Annotated in this window: 14 protein-coding genes and 5 tRNA genes; 13 read left to right on the plus strand and 6 right to left on the minus strand. The window is 64.0% G+C overall.

All coding sequences use genetic code 11. From position 1 onward, the window contains the following. Nucleotides 1–8: 8 nt before the first annotated feature. The 13 genes from RCH14_RS07585 (at nucleotide 9) to RCH14_RS07645 (ending at nucleotide 7774) form a co-directional block, all read left to right on the plus strand. On the plus strand, nucleotides 9–395 hold the full coding sequence (locus RCH14_RS07585; RefSeq protein ID WP_343025521.1) for a DUF4845 domain-containing protein: 387 nt from the start codon (nucleotides 9–11) through the stop codon (nucleotides 393–395). Between the two features lie 95 nt (nucleotides 396–490). After that, nucleotides 491–1282, plus strand: coding sequence for a ribonuclease III (gene rnc / locus RCH14_RS07590; RefSeq protein WP_343025522.1), 792 nt, complete (start codon nucleotides 491–493; stop codon nucleotides 1280–1282). Beyond that, complete coding sequence (era, locus tag RCH14_RS07595; protein WP_343025523.1) at nucleotides 1279–2175, plus strand: GTPase Era; 897 nt, start codon at nucleotides 1279–1281, stop codon at nucleotides 2173–2175. The genes rnc and era overlap by 4 nt, the downstream gene beginning before the upstream one ends. A gap of 23 nt (nucleotides 2176–2198) precedes the next feature. After that, nucleotides 2199–3053: a DNA repair protein RecO gene (gene recO / locus RCH14_RS07600; protein ID WP_343025524.1), complete on the plus strand. Its 855-nt coding sequence runs from the start codon at nucleotides 2199–2201 to the stop codon at nucleotides 3051–3053. Between the two features lie 16 nt (nucleotides 3054–3069). Continuing rightward, on the plus strand, nucleotides 3070–3852 hold the full coding sequence (gene pdxJ / locus RCH14_RS07605) for a pyridoxine 5'-phosphate synthase (RefSeq protein ID WP_343025525.1): 783 nt from the start codon (nucleotides 3070–3072) through the stop codon (nucleotides 3850–3852). Continuing rightward, nucleotides 3849–4256 (plus strand): holo-ACP synthase, encoded by a 408-nt coding sequence (gene acpS, locus RCH14_RS07610; RefSeq protein ID WP_343025526.1) that lies wholly within the window; start codon nucleotides 3849–3851, stop codon nucleotides 4254–4256. Before pdxJ ends, acpS begins: the two co-directional genes overlap by 4 nt. 17 nt (nucleotides 4257–4273) lie before the next feature. Then, nucleotides 4274–6274 carry an excinuclease ABC subunit UvrC gene (gene uvrC, locus RCH14_RS07615; protein WP_343025527.1) on the plus strand — a complete coding sequence of 667 codons (2001 nt, stop codon included), beginning with the start codon at nucleotides 4274–4276 and terminating at the stop codon, nucleotides 6272–6274. 199 nt (nucleotides 6275–6473) lie between these two features. Next, complete coding sequence (pgsA, locus tag RCH14_RS07620; protein WP_343025528.1) at nucleotides 6474–7052, plus strand: CDP-diacylglycerol--glycerol-3-phosphate 3-phosphatidyltransferase; 579 nt, start codon at nucleotides 6474–6476, stop codon at nucleotides 7050–7052. A gap of 87 nt (nucleotides 7053–7139) precedes the next feature. Beyond that, nucleotides 7140–7215: transfer RNA gene (locus RCH14_RS07625), tRNA-Gly, on the plus strand. A 67-nt stretch (nucleotides 7216–7282) separates the two neighbouring features. Then, nucleotides 7283–7358, plus strand: a tRNA-Gly gene (locus tag RCH14_RS07630). A 77-nt stretch (nucleotides 7359–7435) separates the two neighbouring features. Then, nucleotides 7436–7511, plus strand: a tRNA-Gly gene (locus RCH14_RS07635). Between the two features lie 37 nt (nucleotides 7512–7548). After that, a tRNA-Gly gene (locus tag RCH14_RS07640) sits at nucleotides 7549–7624 on the plus strand. 76 nt (nucleotides 7625–7700) lie between these two features. Then, nucleotides 7701–7774, plus strand: a tRNA-Cys gene (locus RCH14_RS07645). A gap of 75 nt (nucleotides 7775–7849) precedes the next feature. Here the strand turns inward: RCH14_RS07645 and RCH14_RS07650 are convergent. From RCH14_RS07650 to RCH14_RS07675, 6 genes are all read right to left on the minus strand, one after another. Further along, nucleotides 7850–8848: a tripartite tricarboxylate transporter substrate-binding protein gene (locus RCH14_RS07650; RefSeq protein ID WP_343025529.1), complete on the minus strand. Its 999-nt coding sequence runs from the start codon at nucleotides 8846–8848 to the stop codon at nucleotides 7850–7852. Nucleotides 8849–8909: 61 nt separating this feature from the next. Then, nucleotides 8910–11039 (minus strand): HlyD family efflux transporter periplasmic adaptor subunit, encoded by a 2130-nt coding sequence (locus RCH14_RS07655; RefSeq protein ID WP_343025530.1) that lies wholly within the window; start codon nucleotides 11037–11039, stop codon nucleotides 8910–8912. Between the two features lie 36 nt (nucleotides 11040–11075). Beyond that, nucleotides 11076–12437: an HlyD family efflux transporter periplasmic adaptor subunit gene (locus tag RCH14_RS07660; RefSeq protein ID WP_343025531.1), complete on the minus strand. Its 1362-nt coding sequence runs from the start codon at nucleotides 12435–12437 to the stop codon at nucleotides 11076–11078. Further along, entirely contained in the window at nucleotides 12434–13267 is an 834-nt protein-coding gene (locus RCH14_RS07665) for an efflux RND transporter periplasmic adaptor subunit (protein ID WP_343025532.1), read from the minus strand. Before RCH14_RS07665 ends, RCH14_RS07660 begins: the two co-directional genes overlap by 4 nt. Beyond that, entirely contained in the window at nucleotides 13264–14760 is a 1497-nt protein-coding gene (locus RCH14_RS07670; protein WP_343025533.1) for a TolC family protein, read from the minus strand. The genes RCH14_RS07665 and RCH14_RS07670 overlap by 4 nt, the downstream gene beginning before the upstream one ends. 94 nt (nucleotides 14761–14854) lie before the next feature. Then, nucleotides 14855–16896, minus strand: a 2042-nt coding sequence (locus RCH14_RS07675; protein WP_343025534.1) for a putative Ig domain-containing protein, incomplete at its 5' end; no start/stop codon positions are given.

Consider the following 16896-nt stretch of genomic DNA (forward strand, 5'->3'; position numbering starts at 1 on the left):
GGGTGCATATGGTCCGGAGCAAACAGCAGGGCGTTACTTTGACCGGGCTGATCGTGGCACTTGCCGTGATCGGCCTCGTGCTGGTCTTTGCGATGCGCATGATTCCGGCCTATATCGAGTACAACGCGATCAAGACCGCCATCGTCAAGACCAAGGCCGAAGGCGGCACGGTGCGGGCGATGCAGGCGGCGTTTGACCGCAACACCAGCATCAACGACGTCGAAGCAATTCGTGGTGCCGATCTTGTCTTCACACGCGACGATGGCGACCTCGAGATCAGCTTCGCCTACGAGAAACGCCTGCCCCTGGCCGGCAATGTCAGCATCCTCATCGATTTTTCCGGCACCACTGACCCGAGCGGCATCGTCGCCGAGGCCAGCACCGCCGCACCGTAACCGTACTTTCACGCCATATGGACTGCGTGGCAGGGCGCCTGGCGCCGGTCACGCACACGACACCGACAATGAATCATCAGTTATTGCAAACGCGCTTGGGCTATACATTCCGGGATGCCGGACTGCTTCAGCAAGCCCTGACTCATCGTAGCCATAGCGCGCTGCATAACGAGCGCCTGGAGTTTCTGGGCGACTCGATCCTGAACTGTGTCGTCGCCTCGATCCTGTACGAGCGTTACCGCGGCCTGGACGAAGGCGACCTGTCGCGCCTGCGCGCCAATCTCGTCAAGCAGCAGGCGCTGTTCGAAATCGCGCAGAAACTCGACCTGTCGCAGTTCCTGCGCCTGGGCGAGGGCGAACTGAAATCGGGCGGCTTTCGCCGTCCATCGATCCTGGCCGACACGCTCGAAGCCCTGCTGGGTGCGATCTTCCTCGATGCCGGTTTCGACAGCGCGCGCGACGTGATCCGCGCCTTTTACATCCCGCTGCTCGATACGGTCGACCCCAGCACGCTGGGCAAGGACGCCAAGACGCTGCTGCAGGAATTTTTGCAGGCCAAGCGGATCGCCCTGCCGACGTATAATGTGGTGGCCACGCACGGCGCTGCGCACAGTCAGGAATTCGAAGTCGAATGCCTGGTGCCGAAACTGGCCGTGCAGGTGTTCGGGCGCGGTGGCAGCCGCCGCGCCGCCGAGCAGGCCGCAGCCAGCCTGGCCCTGGGCGCAGCCCAGAAGGCGCTGGCCAAGTCGCCCGTGAGCCGCAAGGCCAAGCCGCGCACGGCCCAGCTCAAGCTGGCCGGCATCGCCACCACCCAGCGTGGCGCCCCAGACCAATCCTTGGCGCCGGCTGCGGCAAAGCCAGAACAACCAGGAATCAAAAAAGCATGAACGCCATCCCCGACAATTTCCGTTGTGGCTATATCGCCATCGTTGGCCGTCCGAACGTCGGAAAGTCGACGTTGATGAACGTCCTGATCGGCGCCAAGGTGTCGATCACGTCGCGCAAGGCGCAGACCACACGCCACCGCATCACCGGCATCCAGACCCGCGACGACGCCCAGTTCATCTACGTCGACACGCCGGGCTTCCAGACCCGTCATGCCAATGCGCTCAACAAGACGCTCAACAAGACCGTCTCGAACACGCTGATCTCGGCCGACGTCGTCCTGTTCCTGCTCGAAGCCGGCACCTTCGGCCCGGCGGACGAACAGGTCCTCAATCTGCTGCCGAAGAACGTGCCGGTGATCCTGGTGCTGAACAAGTCCGACCACGTCAAGGACAAGGCCGTCTTGATGCCGTTCGCGCAAAAGATCGCCGCGATGCGCGAATTTGCCGCCGTCGTGCCGGTCTCGGCCAAGCTGCGCTTCCAGACCGATGCGCTGGAAAACGAGATCAAGAACCACCTGCCGCAGAATGCACCCGTGTTCGGCCCGGACGACATCACCGACCGCAGCGAGAAATTCCTGGCGGCCGAGATCGTGCGCGAAAAAGTGTTCCGCCTGTCGGGTGACGAATTGCCTTATACCAGCACCGTGCTGATCGAGCAGTTCCTGCAAGAAGGCAATCTGCGCCGCGTGTTCGCCGCCATCCTGGTCGAGCGCGACACCCATAAATCGATGATCATCGGTAACAAGGGCGCGCGCCTGAAAGAAATCTCGACGCAGTCGCGCCTCGATATGGAAAAACTGTTCGGCGGCCCCGTCTACCTGGAAGTCTGGGTCAAGGTCAAATCGGGGTGGGCCGACAATGAAATGGGCCTGCGCGCCTACGGCTACGAGTAACACCCGGAGCGCGCCCACACAGCATGCCGAGCCACGATGACCTGACCGACGACGCGCCCGCACAGGCGGCTCCACCCGCCGTCAAGCGGGCTCGTGCATCGGCCCGCACATCGGCCAGCGCACCTGCCAGCGCCCCTGCCAGCGCACCTGCCAGAACCTCGGCGCGTGACGGCCGTGTGCTTGGTCAGCCCGGCTTCGTGCTGCACAGCTATCCCTACAAAGAAACCAGCCTGATCATCGACATGTTCACGCGCGACCATGGTCGCGTGGGACTCGTCGCCAAGGGCGCCAAGCGCCCGTTCTCGAAGCTGCGCGGCGTGCTGCAAACCTTCCAGCCGCTGTCGGTGTCGTGGAGCGGCAAGTCGGAGTTGCGCACGCTGATCGACGCCGAGTGGGTCGGCGGCATGCTGCCGCTGGAACGCACCGCGCTGCTGTGCGGCTTCTACCTCAACGAACTCCTGGTCAAATTGCTGGCGCGCGACGACCGCCATCCGGCCCTGTTCGACCACTATGTCTCGACCTTGAACCAGTTGGCGCACGGCGAACCTGCGCAAATTGTCTTGCGAAAATTCGAACGGGCCTTACTTAAGGAGACAGGGGTCGCTGCCGACCTGAGCCGCTGTACGACGACGCGCAAGCGCGTGGAAGCGGGCGGTGACTATGTGGTGGACCCCGAGCGTGGCGCGCGTGAAGCCGGTGCTGGCGAAGTCTGGCCCGTGGTATTGGGCAAGACGCTGCTGGACATGGAGCGCGAAGACTATACTGACCCGGCCACGCAGGCGCAAAGCAAGCAATTGATGCGCTTCCTGCTGGCGCACCACCTGGGCGGCCAGCCGCTCAATACGCGCCAGATCCTGATCGACTTGATGCAACTGTAAAACAAGACCAAACACCATGAGCTTCCTGCAACCCGTTGGCCAGGTGATCGACCTGGGCGTGAACATCGACCACATCGCCACCGTGCGCAATGCGCGCGGTACGACCTATCCCGACCCGCTGCGCGGCGCGCTGCTGGCCGAGCAGGCCGGCGCCGACCTGATCACGCTGCACCTGCGTGAAGACCGCCGCCACATCCGCGACGCCGACGTGATCGCGCTGCGCCCGCTGCTTGCCACGCGCATGAACCTGGAAGCGGCCGTCACGCGCGAGATGATCGATTTCGCCTGCCGCGTCAAGCCACAGGACGTGTGCCTGGTCCCCGAGCGGCGCGAAGAAGTCACGACTGAAGGCGGCCTCGATGTCGTGCGCTACTACAACGAGGTCGAGGCCGCCGTACAGCAACTGAAGGCCGAGGGCATCCGCGTGTCGCTGTTCATCGATGCCGATGCGCGCCAGATCGAAGCGGCCGCCGCCGTCGGCGCGACCGTCATCGAGCTGCACACGGGCCGCTACGCCGAGGCCACGCCGGCGGAAGTGGCGCACGAGCTCGAACGCGTCCGCCTGGGCGCGCGCGAAGGCGTCCAGCGCGGCCTGCGCGTGAATGCCGGCCACGGCCTGCACTATACGAACGTCCAGCCGATCGCGGCCCTCAAGGACCTGCATGAGCTCAACATCGGCCACGCCATTGTCGGCCACGCCTTGTTCGTCGGCTTTGAAAACGCCGTGCGCGAAATGAAGGCGATCATGGTCGCGGCGCGCCTGGGCACGGCCTATGCCGGCGGAACCGACCCCGCATGATCTACGGCATCGGCACCGACATCGTCCAGATCTCGCGCGTGGAAGCAGCGCTCGCGCGCAGCGGCCCGCGTTTTGCCGAGAAAGTCCTCGGCCCGCAAGAGCTGGCCAAGTACCACGCGCGCAGCGCCAAGAACGCCGTGCGCGGCCTGCGCTTTTTGGCGACCCGTTTTTCGGCCAAGGAAGCGTTCTCGAAAGCCATCGGCACCGGCATCCGCATGCCGATGACCTGGCGCTCGATGCAGATGCTCAATGCCCCGAGCGGCAAGCCAATGATCGTCTGCAGCGGCGCGCTCGAAGAATTCATGCAACAGAACCGGCTGAGCGCCCAGGTGTCGATCAGCGACGAGGCCGATTACGGCGTCGCGTTCGTCATCGTCACCCAGGCCCCCGCGCCGACAGCCTGACCCACGCCAAGAGATTCATGTCCGAAGCAAAACCCGTCGTACCCGCCACGCTCACCGATAGCAGTGTCGAACTCACGCCCGAACTGACGGCGCGCCTGGGGCGTGAACGCCTGGCCGAGGCGCGTGAGCAGTCGCGCGCCGAGGCCGGTAAAAATCTGAGCCCGAAGGTCGAGTCGGACGTGCGCGCGCCGGTGCTCGCGACCGTCAATCGCTTGCCGGGCCTGCCCGGCGTGTACCGTTACTTCGACGCGCTTGATAACGTGCTGTACGTCGGCAAGGCGCGCAACCTGAAGAACCGCGTCTCGAGTTATTTCCAGAAGAATCTGTCGAGCCCGCGCATCGCGATGATGGTGTCGCAGATCGCGCGCCTGGAAACGACGATCGTGAGCAGCGAAGCCGAAGCGCTGATCCTCGAAAACAACCTGATCAAGTCGCTCAAGCCGCGCTACAACATCCTGTTTCGCGACGATAAATCGTACCCGTACATCAAGATCACGGGCGGCGAAGCGCCGCGCATGGCGTATTACCGCGGCGCGCTCGACAAGCGCAACCAGTACTTCGGCCCATTCCCGAGCGCCTGGGCGGCCAAGGAATCGATCCAGCTGCTGCAACGCGTGTTCATGCTACGCACCTGCGAAGACAGCGTCTACGCCAACCGCACGCGGCCGTGCCTGCTGCACCAGATCGGCCGCTGCAGCGCGCCGTGCGTCAAGCTGATCGAGCCCGAGCAGTACCAGCTCGACGTCGAGAACGCCGCGCGCTTCCTGCGCGGGCGCCAGAGCGAGGTCATGGCCGACCTGCAGAACAAGATGCAGGCCTACGCGATGGACTTGAAATTCGAACAGGCGGCCGGCGTGCGCAACCAGATCCAGGCGCTGTCGAAAGTGCTGCACGCGCAAAGCATGGAAACCGTGGGCGATGCCGACGTCGACATTATTGCGGTCGTGCTGCAGGGCGGGCGCGCCTGCGTCAACCTGGCGATGGTGCGGGGCGGGCGGCACCTGGGCGACCGGGCCTACTTCCCGAGTCACGTGGGAGAGTCGTTGGGCGAATGCCCGCTCGACGTCGAGGTGGTGTGCGCGTTCCTGGCGCAGCACTACGCCGGCCAGTTCATCCCGGGCACACTGATCCTCAACATCGAGTTCGACCAGCCCGAACTCATCGTGGCGCTCAGCGAGCAATGCGGCCACCGCATCAACCTCGTGCTGCAGCCGGGCGGGCAACGCCGCCAATGGCTCGAGATGGCGCAGAAGGGCGGCGAGATCGCGCTGGCACGCCTGCTGTCCGAGCAGGGCTCGCAGCAATTGCGCACGCGCGCGCTGGCCGACACGCTGGGGCTGGAGACCGACGATCTTGATGCATTACGGATCGAATGCTTCGACATCAGCCACACGGCGGGCGAGGCGACGCAGGCGTCGTGCGTCGTGTTCCACCACCATGCGATGCAGAACGGCGAGTACCGCCGCTTCAACATCAACGGCATCACGCCGGGCGACGATTACGCGGCGATGCGGCAAGTGCTGATGCGCCGCTACGAGAAGGTGGCAGCCGAGGTGCTGGCCGGCGCCGGCGTGATGCCCGACATCGTGCTGGTCGACGGCGGCAAGGGCCAGGTCGAGATGGCGCGCCAGGTGTTCACGGAGCTGGGGCTGGACCTGTCGATGATCGTCGGCGTGGCCAAGGGGGAAGGGCGCCGCGTGGGTCTGGAAACCCTGATCTTCGCCGATGGCCGTCCGGCGCAGGAGCTGGGCAAGGAATCGGCGGCGCTGATGCTGGTCGCGCTGATCCGCGACGAGGCCCACCGCTTCGCGATCACCGGCATGCGCGCCAAGCGCGCCAAAACGCGCCAGGCGTCGCGCCTGGAAGAGATCGAGGGTATCGGCGCCAAGCGCCGCCAGCGGCTTCTGGCGCGCTTTGGCGGCCTGCGCGGGGTTATCGACGCCAGTGTCGAGGACCTGATGACGGTCGAGGGTATCTCGAGCGCGCTGGCCGAAGAGATCTACCGGCAATTGCACTAAGGGTTGGCAGAGGCCTGCGGCGCCCCACGGCGCCGCCAATCTCTGCAGCCGGTGTCAACCGGCATCGCGCCACAGCCGTTGAGCTTGCACGCACCGCAGCGTCCGCTGTTTGTCGACGATACCGACGAGTCAACTGGCCCAAACCCCCTTAGCCATGTAGACTTACGGCCAAGCATTTTCCACAGTAATCAGCTCCCCCATGCCTTTAAATATCCCGATTCTCCTGACCTGGCTACGCGTCGCCCTGATTCCCCTGGTGGTCGGATTGTTCTATCTTCCTTCTGACTGGATGAGCATGCAGGACCGCAACCTGGCTGCCACGTCCGTCTTCATCGTCGCCGCCATCACCGACTGGTTCGACGGTTTCCTGGCCCGCCGCTGGAATGAAACCTCGGCCTTCGGCGCCTTTCTCGACCCGGTCGCCGACAAGCTGATGGTGGCCGTTGCGCTGCTCATGCTGGTCCAGCTCGACCGCGTCGATGCGATCATCGCCGGCATCATCATCGGCCGTGAAATCACGATCTCGGCCCTGCGCGAATGGATGGCCCAAATCGGCGCGACGCGTTCGGTCGCGGTCAGCTCCATCGGCAAGATCAAGACCGCTGCCCAGATGACGGCGATCCCGATGCTGCTGTTTCATGACAGCCTGTTCGGCATCGATTTCCACTTCTGGGGGGAGTACCTGCTGTGGGTCGCGGGCGTGCTGACCGTGTGGTCGATGTTCTATTACCTGCGCCGCGCCTGGCCCCTGATCAAGGAAAAAGCGGGTCCGATTTAATTAGTTTCCAAGCATCCTTGACGTACGGAATAGAATCTCTATAATGCCTGCCTGTTGCGACAACAACGCGACAGATTGAAAGACGAAGCGGGAGTAGCTCAGTTGGTAGAGCGCAACCTTGCCAAGGTTGAGGTCGAGAGTTCGAGCCTCTTCTCCCGCTCCAAAGATTGCAAAGTTGGCACGCGATCTTGGAAAAACGTCTGAAACCTGTCATAATCGTTGTTCTGTACGCGGGAGTAGCTCAGTTGGTAGAGCGCAACCTTGCCAAGGTTGAGGTCGAGAGTTCGAGCCTCTTCTCCCGCTCCAGTTTCGACTGGTTGTTACAGAAACGTAGCATTGGCGTAGTAAAGCAGTAGATGTGATCAGTAATTGCATGGCTCTAAGCGGGAGTAGCTCAGTTGGTAGAGCGCAACCTTGCCAAGGTTGAGGTCGAGAGTTCGAGCCTCTTCTCCCGCTCCAGTGTCTTGCAAATGGCGTCGTAAATCAGTACTCCTCAGCGGGAGTAGCTCAGTTGGTAGAGCGCAACCTTGCCAAGGTTGAGGTCGAGAGTTCGAGCCTCTTCTCCCGCTCCAGAATTCCAGGAAGATCGATTCTTCCCTTGTTGATGCGGTGCATAACCGCTCGCATCACGAGCGCATCAAATCCTCTGGCGAGGTAGCAAAGCGGTTATGCAGCGGCCTGCAAAGCCGTCTAGGTCGGTTCGACTCCGATCCTCGCCTCCAAATTATCACCGTGCGGGCCCCATTCGGGGCCCGTTTCGCGTTGGTGCGCAAGGTGTGCGCTTCGCTCATCCAGGTTCAGATGCGTTCGAGTTGCACCCGCCGTACGGCTGCCTCATAGAAGGCAGATTCACGGCGGATGCGTCTGGTCATTTCTTGCGGAGTCAGGGGCAGGGGCAACATCGCGATCGCGTCCATCAAACCCGTCATGGCCGGTGCTTCCAACGCCTGGCTGCTCGCACGCTGCAGACCCGAGAGCGATTCTTCACGCATCCCGGCAGGGCCAAACAGGCCATACCAGGCGGTCACTTCCATATCGGAAAGCCCAAGCTCGGTGAAGCTCGGCGTGTCCGGCATGTCCAGCCATCTGTGAGCACTGCTCACCGCGAGCGCGCGCAAGCGCCCTGCAGCCCGTGCATTCGCGGCGTTGCCCGTCCCAACAAATCCAGCTGCCAGGTTGCCACCCTCCAGATCAGCCAGAATCGACGCCGTGGCAGCATACGAAATCGCCAGCAGCGGCGCGTCTTTCTCGCGTGCCAGTTGCTTGGTCATCAGCCATCCTTGAGAGCCGCGCAACACCGCGCCGACGTGCCGGAAGTCGGGATTGTCAAGAACCCAGCGTAAATAGTCGTCGAGGGTGGCGACTGCGGCCGGTACGCGCGGGCCCACCAGGAACATGAAGGCATACTCGCCAATGCCGGCGATCGGCGTCAGGTCGTTGCTCGGCGCATACTCGAGCTGGCGGTAAATGGCTGAAAAGAGCGTCAATAACGCGGATGGCGCGATCAGCAGGGTATTGCCGTCAGGCTGCGCGCGTACCGCCGACTGGACCGAGCGACGACCATCCCGGCCGATGACGTGTTCCAGCGCGTAAGTCGAACCCTGCCGCGCAGTCAGTTGCGCGACGAATTCACTGGCCAGTCTGGTACCGGCGGCGCCGGGTGGAAGCCCGAACAGTACTTTGGCCACAGCCTTGTCCGTGGCGACCTGTGCGCTGGCTGGTATCCATGGCGCAAGGAGTCCCAGGGCACCCATGGCCTGAAGCAGTTGACGGCGATTGACGGATGGGTGCGTCATGTTGTTCTCCTGTTGTGGACAGTATTCATAGGCCAATCGGATGGCGGCGAGGGCTTGATGTTCAGCCTTCCAGTTCCTGCAAGATGATGCTCAGCAGCCTGCGCGCGGCATGGGCGCCGAAGCTGTCTGCGTCGGCGTCGATCCGGACCTGTCCGCGCAGCAGGCGCAGGTCGGACGTGGTTGTTTCCGGTCCCTGCATGGCGAGCCGTACCCGATGCAGGGACGCGCGTGGCACCGGGCGTCCCTGCTTGTCCAGTGTCGTCGCCAGCGGCCCGCCGTGGACAGAGGCCAGTGCGTCGGGCGTGACGTATTCGGCGGCGGCCGATTCGACGGCCACTACCTGCAATGGCACCGGTGCGACACCGGGATCGTCCGCAAAGAAGGTAGCGCGGGTTCCCGCCCGCACGCGCAGCAGGGCTGCATCGTCGATGTAGGCGAGCGCTTCGCGCCCTTGTCCAATGAGCACACGGCCGAGCGGCTGGTCACTGCGGACCCAGCGGCCCGGCGCCAGGTTACTCAGCAAGTCCACAACCGTTCCATCGGCGGATGCCCGCAGTTCCAGCTGCTTCTCGCGCTCCACGATGCCGTCGAGCAGGGTCTGCGACTCGGCCTGCTGCTGTTCCAGCACCAGCAGTTCGCTGCGGTCCCGCTCGTCCCCGGCAATGCGCTCGATGCGTTCGCGTGCCAGGACCTGCTGCGTGAGCGCCTCGGCGCGCTTGCGTTCCAGATCGATGGAGCGCAGACGTACCAGGGGTTGTCCCTTGCGGACCTGCAGACCGGGGCGCATCAGTACCTCCTCGACCACCGCAACCTCTGGCGCGGCCAGGAGCTGTTCGGCGCGCCAACCCAGGGTGGCAGGGGCGTCGACCCGACGGTCCAGCGGCGCGAGCACCAGCAAGGCAAGTAATGCACCGCCCATGCCGAGCCCGGCCCAACGGCGAGCAGAAAGGCGGTCACGTACCCGCGACCACAGCGTCATGCGTCTGCAGAGCGGCCCGAGAATGGTCCACCATATCGTGAGTCCCGCCAGGAGCACGCCGGCTGCCTGGAACAGGTAGTCGTAGCCGATTCGCGCCGCCGCCAGGCCCAGAAACAGTCTGAACAACCAGACTGCAGCGCCGAATCCGCACAAGGCCGCCTGTACCCAGCCAGTGGCATCGCTCGGGCGCGGCGTGACCGGACCCAGTACCACACGTTCCAGCAGCCAGCCCGCATGATCGAGCGAACGCTGCTGCAAGTTCGGGTAACGCAGCACGTCGGACAAGAGATAGTACCCATCGAATCTGCCAAGAGGATTCAGGTTGACCACCAGCGTGGTGAGCCAGCTGCTGGTGGCGATCACGAAGCAGGTCGAGCGCAATGCGCCATCGGGCAGGAGCGCCCACGCCAGGGTACAGGGGCCGGCGATCAGGGTTTCGGCGAGCATACCGGCGCTCCCGATCCACACGCGCGCGCTGCGCCGGGGCAGGCGCGACGCGTCGCTGGTGTCGGTGTAGAGCATCGGTACCCCGTAGGCAATCGAGAGACCCATCGTCGGCACCAGCACCTTGTGGTGGGTGGCGGCGAACGCATGACCCAGCTCGTGCACGATTTTCAGGCCCACCAGGGCGATGCCAAAGGTCAGCCATGATGCCGGTTCCGAGAAATCGGAAAAGGTGTTGATGAAGGTATCCCATTGTCGCGAAACGAGATACAGCCCCAGCAGAGTGATGGCGGCCCAGGCAACCATCGCAGGGCGGGACCACAGGACACGGACAGAGGGCAGGGCGCGATGCAGCATGGCCTGCGGCCTCAGCAAAGGCAATTGCCACCCCATCCAGCGCCGCAGCCATGCGCCCGGGTGGTTGCCGGGGCTGCGCTCGGCCGCATCCATGAGCACTTTTGTCTCGGCGCCAGTGCGGGCCGTCAGGAGCTGATGCTGGCGCAGGAACTCGCACAAGCCTTCGAATTGTGCAGCAAACTGCTGGGCTGTCCTGCCCGGAAAGGCGCGCAGCCAGCCGCTGCGCAGTGCATCCGGGGTGCCAAGCGGCCACAGGGCGAGCAGCTCGACATCGCCATCGGCCAGCAAAAAGCTCCGCTGGCGCACCGGATCGTCGAGACGCCAGGGACGGGATGGATCGGCCGCGTTTTCTACCTGCTTGAGTTGCAGTTCGGGCCGCAGTGGTGCCAGGGAGGTGGGAGGAGTGTGCATGCGTCGTCTCCGTGCGAATCAGGCGAGTCAGGAGGATCAGATCCCGACGTGTTGCCGCAGCGCGGCCAGGGGGCGCCGCAGCAACTGCACGACCAGCGGGACTTGCGGCCCGTACAGACGCGCGGTGCCACGGGCGCCGATGCGCGGCGCGTATCCGGGCAAGGGATCCAACATGACGGTGTACGCGGTGTCGCCCCCGGCCAGCGCGCGCGGCGTGAAGGTGGCATACCTGACACGCAGCGCGAGCCCTCCCAGCGGGGCGTTTTCGAGGAAGGCGTGGGCATCGTCGCCGGCTTTGAGCGGAAGGCTGTTGCCCGTTGACAGGTCGGCGCGCAGTGCGACCTGTGTCGGATCGGCCACTTGCAGGATTTCCTCGCCGACCTGGACCGCGCGGCCCTCCCAGTCCCGCCGATCCGTATAGATCGCAACACCATCCTGGCGCGCGCGGATCGTGGTCCGCGCCAGCACTTCGATCGTGTAATCGTAGGTCACGCGCGCCAGATCGTACTCGGCACGGGCTGCCGCCAGCTCGTGCGCAGCCTCGGCCTCCTGGAACGCGGCGGCCGTAATGCGCGCATTGCGTGCCTCGGCAACGGCGAGCCGCTGCTGGGCCAACAGCATCTCGTTGCGTGGCTGGATATCTTCGAACACGACGAGGACATCGCCAGCCTTGACCGTGCTTCCCGGTGCGACCGCAATGCGCTTGACGACGCCATTGATTGGCGCGGTGACGACCGCGGGACGCGCGGCGACCACTTCCACCGGCGCCATGACGCTCAGGCGCATTGGTATCGCCCCGATCAGGATCGCCGCGCCAGTCGCGGCGGCGACCAGCCAGCGGCGCCGCGCATCCGGCAATGCACGCCGCTTCTTTCCCGAAAGCGCCCGCCACGCATGCGAATAGGTGTCGCCCAGCCGATCCAGCAGCATCGGTGCCCCGGCGCTGAATGCTTGTTCTTTCATGAACAGCACGCCGGCGTCGACCCGGTCCGCATGGTCCGGTAACGGAATCCAGTAAGCGCTGGCAAACGGCAACTCGAGCAGCAGCTGACGCTGCACATCGTTCAGGGGCGCGAGGGTAGCGGGTGCGTGCATGTCCAGGCTGATGACGTGCGAATGGCTCTGCTGCGCGCCCAACAGCCGGGCCAATGCATCGAGCAGCGGCGTGTGTGGATCAACGCCCTGCAGCCCTGAAACGACGACTGCACGCCAGCGTGGGCCGGTGCGTGCACGGCGCCAGACGATCGCCAGCTCATGCGGCACCAGGCTGCGCACTTCGTTCGCCAGGTGGGTGAGCAGGACATCTTCCTGGCGGATACGGCGGATTTCGGCTTCAAATTGCAAAAGCCGCAGGGCGGCGCCATCGACCGTCGCCTGGGAATTAGCGGAGGTGTTCATTTTGCCCCTTTCCATCCGGATGCTGTGCCGCTCATGCCGGGCAGGACGCGTGCGTCGGCGGTCGTGAACTTGGCGACAATACGTATAGTGCGGCTGACCGGATCGACGCTGGGAAGCAAGCGCAGCACCTTGGCCGGCAGTACGGCGCGCGTTTCGTCGATGCGGAAAACGAACTGGGTTCCCACCCCAAGCCAGGACAGCCAATGCGAAGGCACGATGATATCGAGTTCGGTGCTGCTGGTATCGACGATCTTCAGCAACGGCGTACCGGTTTGCACGAACTCGTGCTGTCGCGCCAGACGCGCCAATACCCGGCCGCGGAAGGGTGCGGCGATCGCGCACGCCTTGGTCTGCGAAGCGAGCGCGTCGGATTCTGCCTGGTATCGTTCCAACTGCGCTCGTGAGACCTGCAGATCATTCTTGCCGATGGCATTGAAGCGGTCGAGTTCTTCATTCGTCTCGACCTGCTTGCGCTGTGCGTTCAGCGCGGCCACAGCGGCGCGGGCTTCCGCAAGCGGGCGTTCGCAGTCGAACGCTGCCAGCGTGGCGCCCTGCGCGAACTCGGTACCTTCTGCATAGGGCAGCTCGACGATCCGCGCCGAGATGCGTGCTGATAGCGTAGCCTCGGCCGTTGCGCGCACCACGCCGCGCGCGATGCTACTGCTGGTAGCCTGGTCCCGGACGGTGGCCGGGCCGCGGACCTGGGCGGCCACTGGGGGCTCAAAGCCTGCGGCCGCCGGTAGGCTGATCAGCGCACCTGCGACGAGTGTCAGCAACGCACCAGGCGGTGTCGAGCGACAGGGTATGAGATGAGATAAAAGATTGATCATGTTTTCGGCTCCGGTTTTGATGGCAGGATGAGAGAGCGCTCGGTCCAGTATTCCTCGAGCGCGCCGGCCAGCTTGTTGATCGGGATGTCCTGACTGGCGCCGATGTCGAAATTGTCCAGCCCCATCGAGGCGTACAGATTGGCATAGGCATTCTGGACATCCGAGTAGGCGACGTCGTAGCGGATCTCGGATAGCACGAAATTCAGTTCTTCCCGCACCAGTTGCTGTTGGCTGATGGCACGTGCCTTGAACGCACCCTGGGTCTGCGTCAGCAAGCGTTGCTGGACTGTCTGTGCACGGCGTGCAGTGCCGAGTTCATCAGCCAGGTACAGGAACCTGGAGCGGGCAACGTAAATTTGCGTCATGATTGCCATCGTCAGTGCAAGATCGCGTTGCTCCAGCGCAGAAGATTCGGCCTCGATGGCCCGCTTGGTTTTTGGATAGCGAAACGCCTCCAGCAGGTTCCACGTGAGTCGTGAGCTGAAATTGACCCATTGCTTGTTATATAAAAAATCGTTGCTGTCAGCATTCAGACCCAGCACGCTGCGTACCGACGGCAAGGCTCGCAGGAATGCCACGTCCATCTCGCCTTTGACGATGCGTTGGCGGTAAGCCGATTCGCGAATCTCTGGACGATAGCGCAGGCCGGTGAGCACCATCGCATCGGCCGAGCCTGGCAACTCAGGGACAACATCGTTCCGATCTGGCAAGACCAGGCGGTAAGTGGTGTCCGGGATCAGGTTCATCAGTGCAGCCAGCTGGCTCTTGGCCATCGACAGTTCGCGCTGCAGTCGCTGGACTTCTCCCGTGACCTGGAGCAGCTCGCGCTGGTAGCCGAGCAAAACAACTGGTGACGCGATCCGCCGTTGTTCGAGTTCTTCTGCTTGCCTCATCGCACGTGCCGTCATGACCTGCAGGTTCGCGAGCTTTGTTGAGGTGCGATCGGCACTGACGGCGCGCCAGTACGCCGTCCTGACGTCTTCCAGGATGCGATTCATGACCTTGCGCCTGCGTTCGACGGAAATCATCTTCTCGTCCGCCTGCTGGCGCTGGCGCACGCGCGCCAGTCCGTAGTCCAGCAGGTCCCAACTGAGCGCCAGATCCCCGCTGATACTGCTGCGTTCGCTGGACGTGGAGGGCTCGAGCGATTCGCGGCCGGTCAGCAGCGACCTGCTGCGTGAGCCGGCGTCATTATTGCGCGCGGCGCCTGTCATCCCCGCGACCAGCGTCGGCAGCATGTCGGCGCTACGCGCTTCGATTTGACGCTCGCGCATGACGACTTCGGCCAGTTCGATCTTCTGGTCGAGGTTGTATTTCAGGGCCCGTGCCATCGCTTCGTACAGCGAAACAAGACCATCGATCGTGTTCTCGGACTCGATCTGGTCGCGTAGCTGCTGGTTCAGCGCCACCGCAATGCCATTCGTATCGATAGGCTTCTGCGGCGAGTAACAGCCCAGCAGGCTACTGCTGCCAAGCGCAAGCAGTTTGGCCATGCAGCCGCGACGCGCGCTGCTGTCCAGTGACAGTGTTCGATCCGCTAGCAGCAAGTGAGGCTTTGGCATGATGAATTCCAATGAATTTGACGGTTCAAGACTGGCGCAGGGCGTTCCGCAGGGCGTCGACCTCGCGGCTGCGAAGCTGCAAGGCGTCGAGTAGTTGTTGTTGGACGCTTGCCGCGACGACACGATCCGGCTCTTGTGCAATCGGCACATCTGCCTCGGCAGTCTCTGCCGTCGGCGTCTCGGTCGTAGTCTCGTTATTGCTCTGGGGAGTGCTTTCGGTCGTACCCTCGAGTCCCAAGATCTCCTGGGCGAGGTTGGCCGTTGGCGGCGCATCGATCCCTTGCGCGTCCCCGGTCCAGTCGACTTGCAGGGGCGTGCGATAAGTGGCGCCCAGGTCTCCGACGATCGTGCTGATCGGTTGGGCTGCGGCATCGATTTGAGATGGCCTGCCCAGTGCCTGCACGGCGCCAACCGCCTCGGCGAGCGGGCGGTCGACGCTGATATCGGTCGATAGTCCAAGTGTCTGGACCGCATTGATCGCTTGCAGCAACACGGTATCGACACTTCCTGAGCGGTACTGCACGGCAGAGGCGACCTCGGCCTGTACGTTGTTCGGAGCGGCAATTGACACCATCATAGGTGCCTGCGTAATTGGCTCGGCAGGAATGGGCGCGACAGGGGCTGGGTCCACCGGTGTAGGCTGGCCGGTGACAGGTGTGATGGGCGCAGGTTCTCCTGAACCGGGCCCGGTGCCAGCTGATGGCGTGGGCGCCGGCGCCGGCTCTGCCGGTACGGGAGTCACGGGGGGCGGCTCAGTGGGTCCGGGCTCGGGAGGTGTCGGTTCAACTGGCGCCGGCTCGACGGGCACAGGCTGAGTGGGCGTCGGTTCAACCGGTCCCGGTTCGGTCGGCGGCGGTTGAACGGGGACAGGCTCGATGGGCGTCGGCGCCACTGGTACGGGATTGACCGGTGCCGGGGCAACGGGGATTGGTTCAGGAGGTGCCGGAACGACAGGTGCCGGATCGACTGGTTCTGGTTCTGGTTCTGGTTGTGGGGGTGTTGGTACCGCCGAAACAGGCTCGACGATCCAGGTAAACGTGGTGCTGGTATTGCCGCCGTTGCCGTCGGCGGCGCTGAGCGTCACGCTGTAGCTGCCTGGGGTGGTGGGCGTTCCGGTGACCTGGCCCGTCGCCGGATCCAGGCTGAGTCCCGGTGGCAGGCCAGTGACAGAATAGGTCAGCGTATCGCCATCGACATCCGCAAAGGCGGCCGCGGCATTGAAGGTCACGGTGGTGCCGGCGGTATTGCTGCGATCGGCGATCTGCGCCGCGCTCGGCGCATCGTTGACGGCGGTGATGGTGAGAGAAACGGTGGCGCTGGTCACTGCACCGTCAGCGTCGGTGATGCGGTAAGTAAAACTGTCGCTGCCGTTGTAGTTGGGGTTGGGCGTGTAGCTGAAGCTGCCGTCGCTGTTCAGTACGAGTACGCCGTGCTCCGGACCCTGTACGGGCACGGTGTCGACCGTCAGGGCATCGGCGTCTGGGTCGCTGTCGTTGGCCAACACATTGCCAGTGATGACGCCATCTTCGCTGCCGGCGGCACTGTCGGCTGCGGCGATGGGTGCCACGTTCGCCACCGTCAGCGTGAAGGCCTGGCTGGCCAGTCCGCCGCGACCGTCGCTGGCGCTGACGGTAATCGTGTAGACACCGCCCGGTGCGGCGGCTGAGGCGCTGGATGCGAGCGTGCCGGTGATGACGCCGGTGGCGGCATCGATCGTGAGGCCGGCCGGCAGGCCGCTGGCGCTGAAGGCGAGTGTATCGCCATCGGCGTCGCTGAACACGCCCGCCGTGGCGATCGATACCGACTGTGCATCGATGGCCGTTTCGGTGGGTAGCGTGCCGACTGTGGTGGGTCCGTTATTGGGCGTGGCTGTCACGGTCCAGATAAACGTGGTGCTGGCATTGCCGCCGTTGCCGTCGGCGGCGCTGAGCGTCACGCTGTAGTTACCTGGGGTCGTTGGCGTTCCGGTGATCTGGCCGGTGACCGGGTCCAGGCTGAGCCCTGGTGGCAGGCCGGTCGATGAATAGGCCAGCGTATCGCCGTCAACATCGGCAAAGGCAGCTGCAC

Source organism: Massilia sp. MP_M2 (assembly GCF_039123635.1).
GTDB lineage: Bacteria > Pseudomonadota > Gammaproteobacteria > Burkholderiales > Burkholderiaceae_D > Telluria.

What these genes read in the sequence shown, in the direction of transcription:
- RCH14_RS07585 (WP_343025521.1), top strand. Translation starts at nt 9, where the DNA reads ATGGTCCGGAGCAAACAGCAGGGCGTTACTTTGACCGGGCTGATCGTG.
- era (WP_343025523.1), top strand. Translation starts at nt 1,279, where the DNA reads ATGAACGCCATCCCCGACAATTTCCGTTGTGGCTATATCGCCATCGTT.
- recO (WP_343025524.1), top strand. Translation starts at nt 2,199, where the DNA reads ATGCCGAGCCACGATGACCTGACCGACGACGCGCCCGCACAGGCGGCT.
- pdxJ (WP_343025525.1), top strand. Translation starts at nt 3,070, where the DNA reads ATGAGCTTCCTGCAACCCGTTGGCCAGGTGATCGACCTGGGCGTGAAC.
- acpS (WP_343025526.1), top strand. Translation starts at nt 3,849, where the DNA reads ATGATCTACGGCATCGGCACCGACATCGTCCAGATCTCGCGCGTGGAA.
- uvrC (WP_343025527.1), top strand. Translation starts at nt 4,274, where the DNA reads ATGTCCGAAGCAAAACCCGTCGTACCCGCCACGCTCACCGATAGCAGT.
- pgsA (WP_343025528.1), top strand. Translation starts at nt 6,474, where the DNA reads ATGCCTTTAAATATCCCGATTCTCCTGACCTGGCTACGCGTCGCCCTG.
- RCH14_RS07650 (WP_343025529.1), bottom strand. Translation starts at nt 8,848, where the DNA reads ATGACGCACCCATCCGTCAATCGCCGTCAACTGCTTCAGGCCATGGGT.
- RCH14_RS07655 (WP_343025530.1), bottom strand. Translation starts at nt 11,039, where the DNA reads ATGCACACTCCTCCCACCTCCCTGGCACCACTGCGGCCCGAACTGCAA.
- RCH14_RS07660 (WP_343025531.1), bottom strand. Translation starts at nt 12,437, where the DNA reads ATGAACACCTCCGCTAATTCCCAGGCGACGGTCGATGGCGCCGCCCTG.
- RCH14_RS07665 (WP_343025532.1), bottom strand. Translation starts at nt 13,267, where the DNA reads ATGATCAATCTTTTATCTCATCTCATACCCTGTCGCTCGACACCGCCT.
- RCH14_RS07670 (WP_343025533.1), bottom strand. Translation starts at nt 14,760, where the DNA reads ATGGCCAAACTGCTTGCGCTTGGCAGCAGTAGCCTGCTGGGCTGTTAC.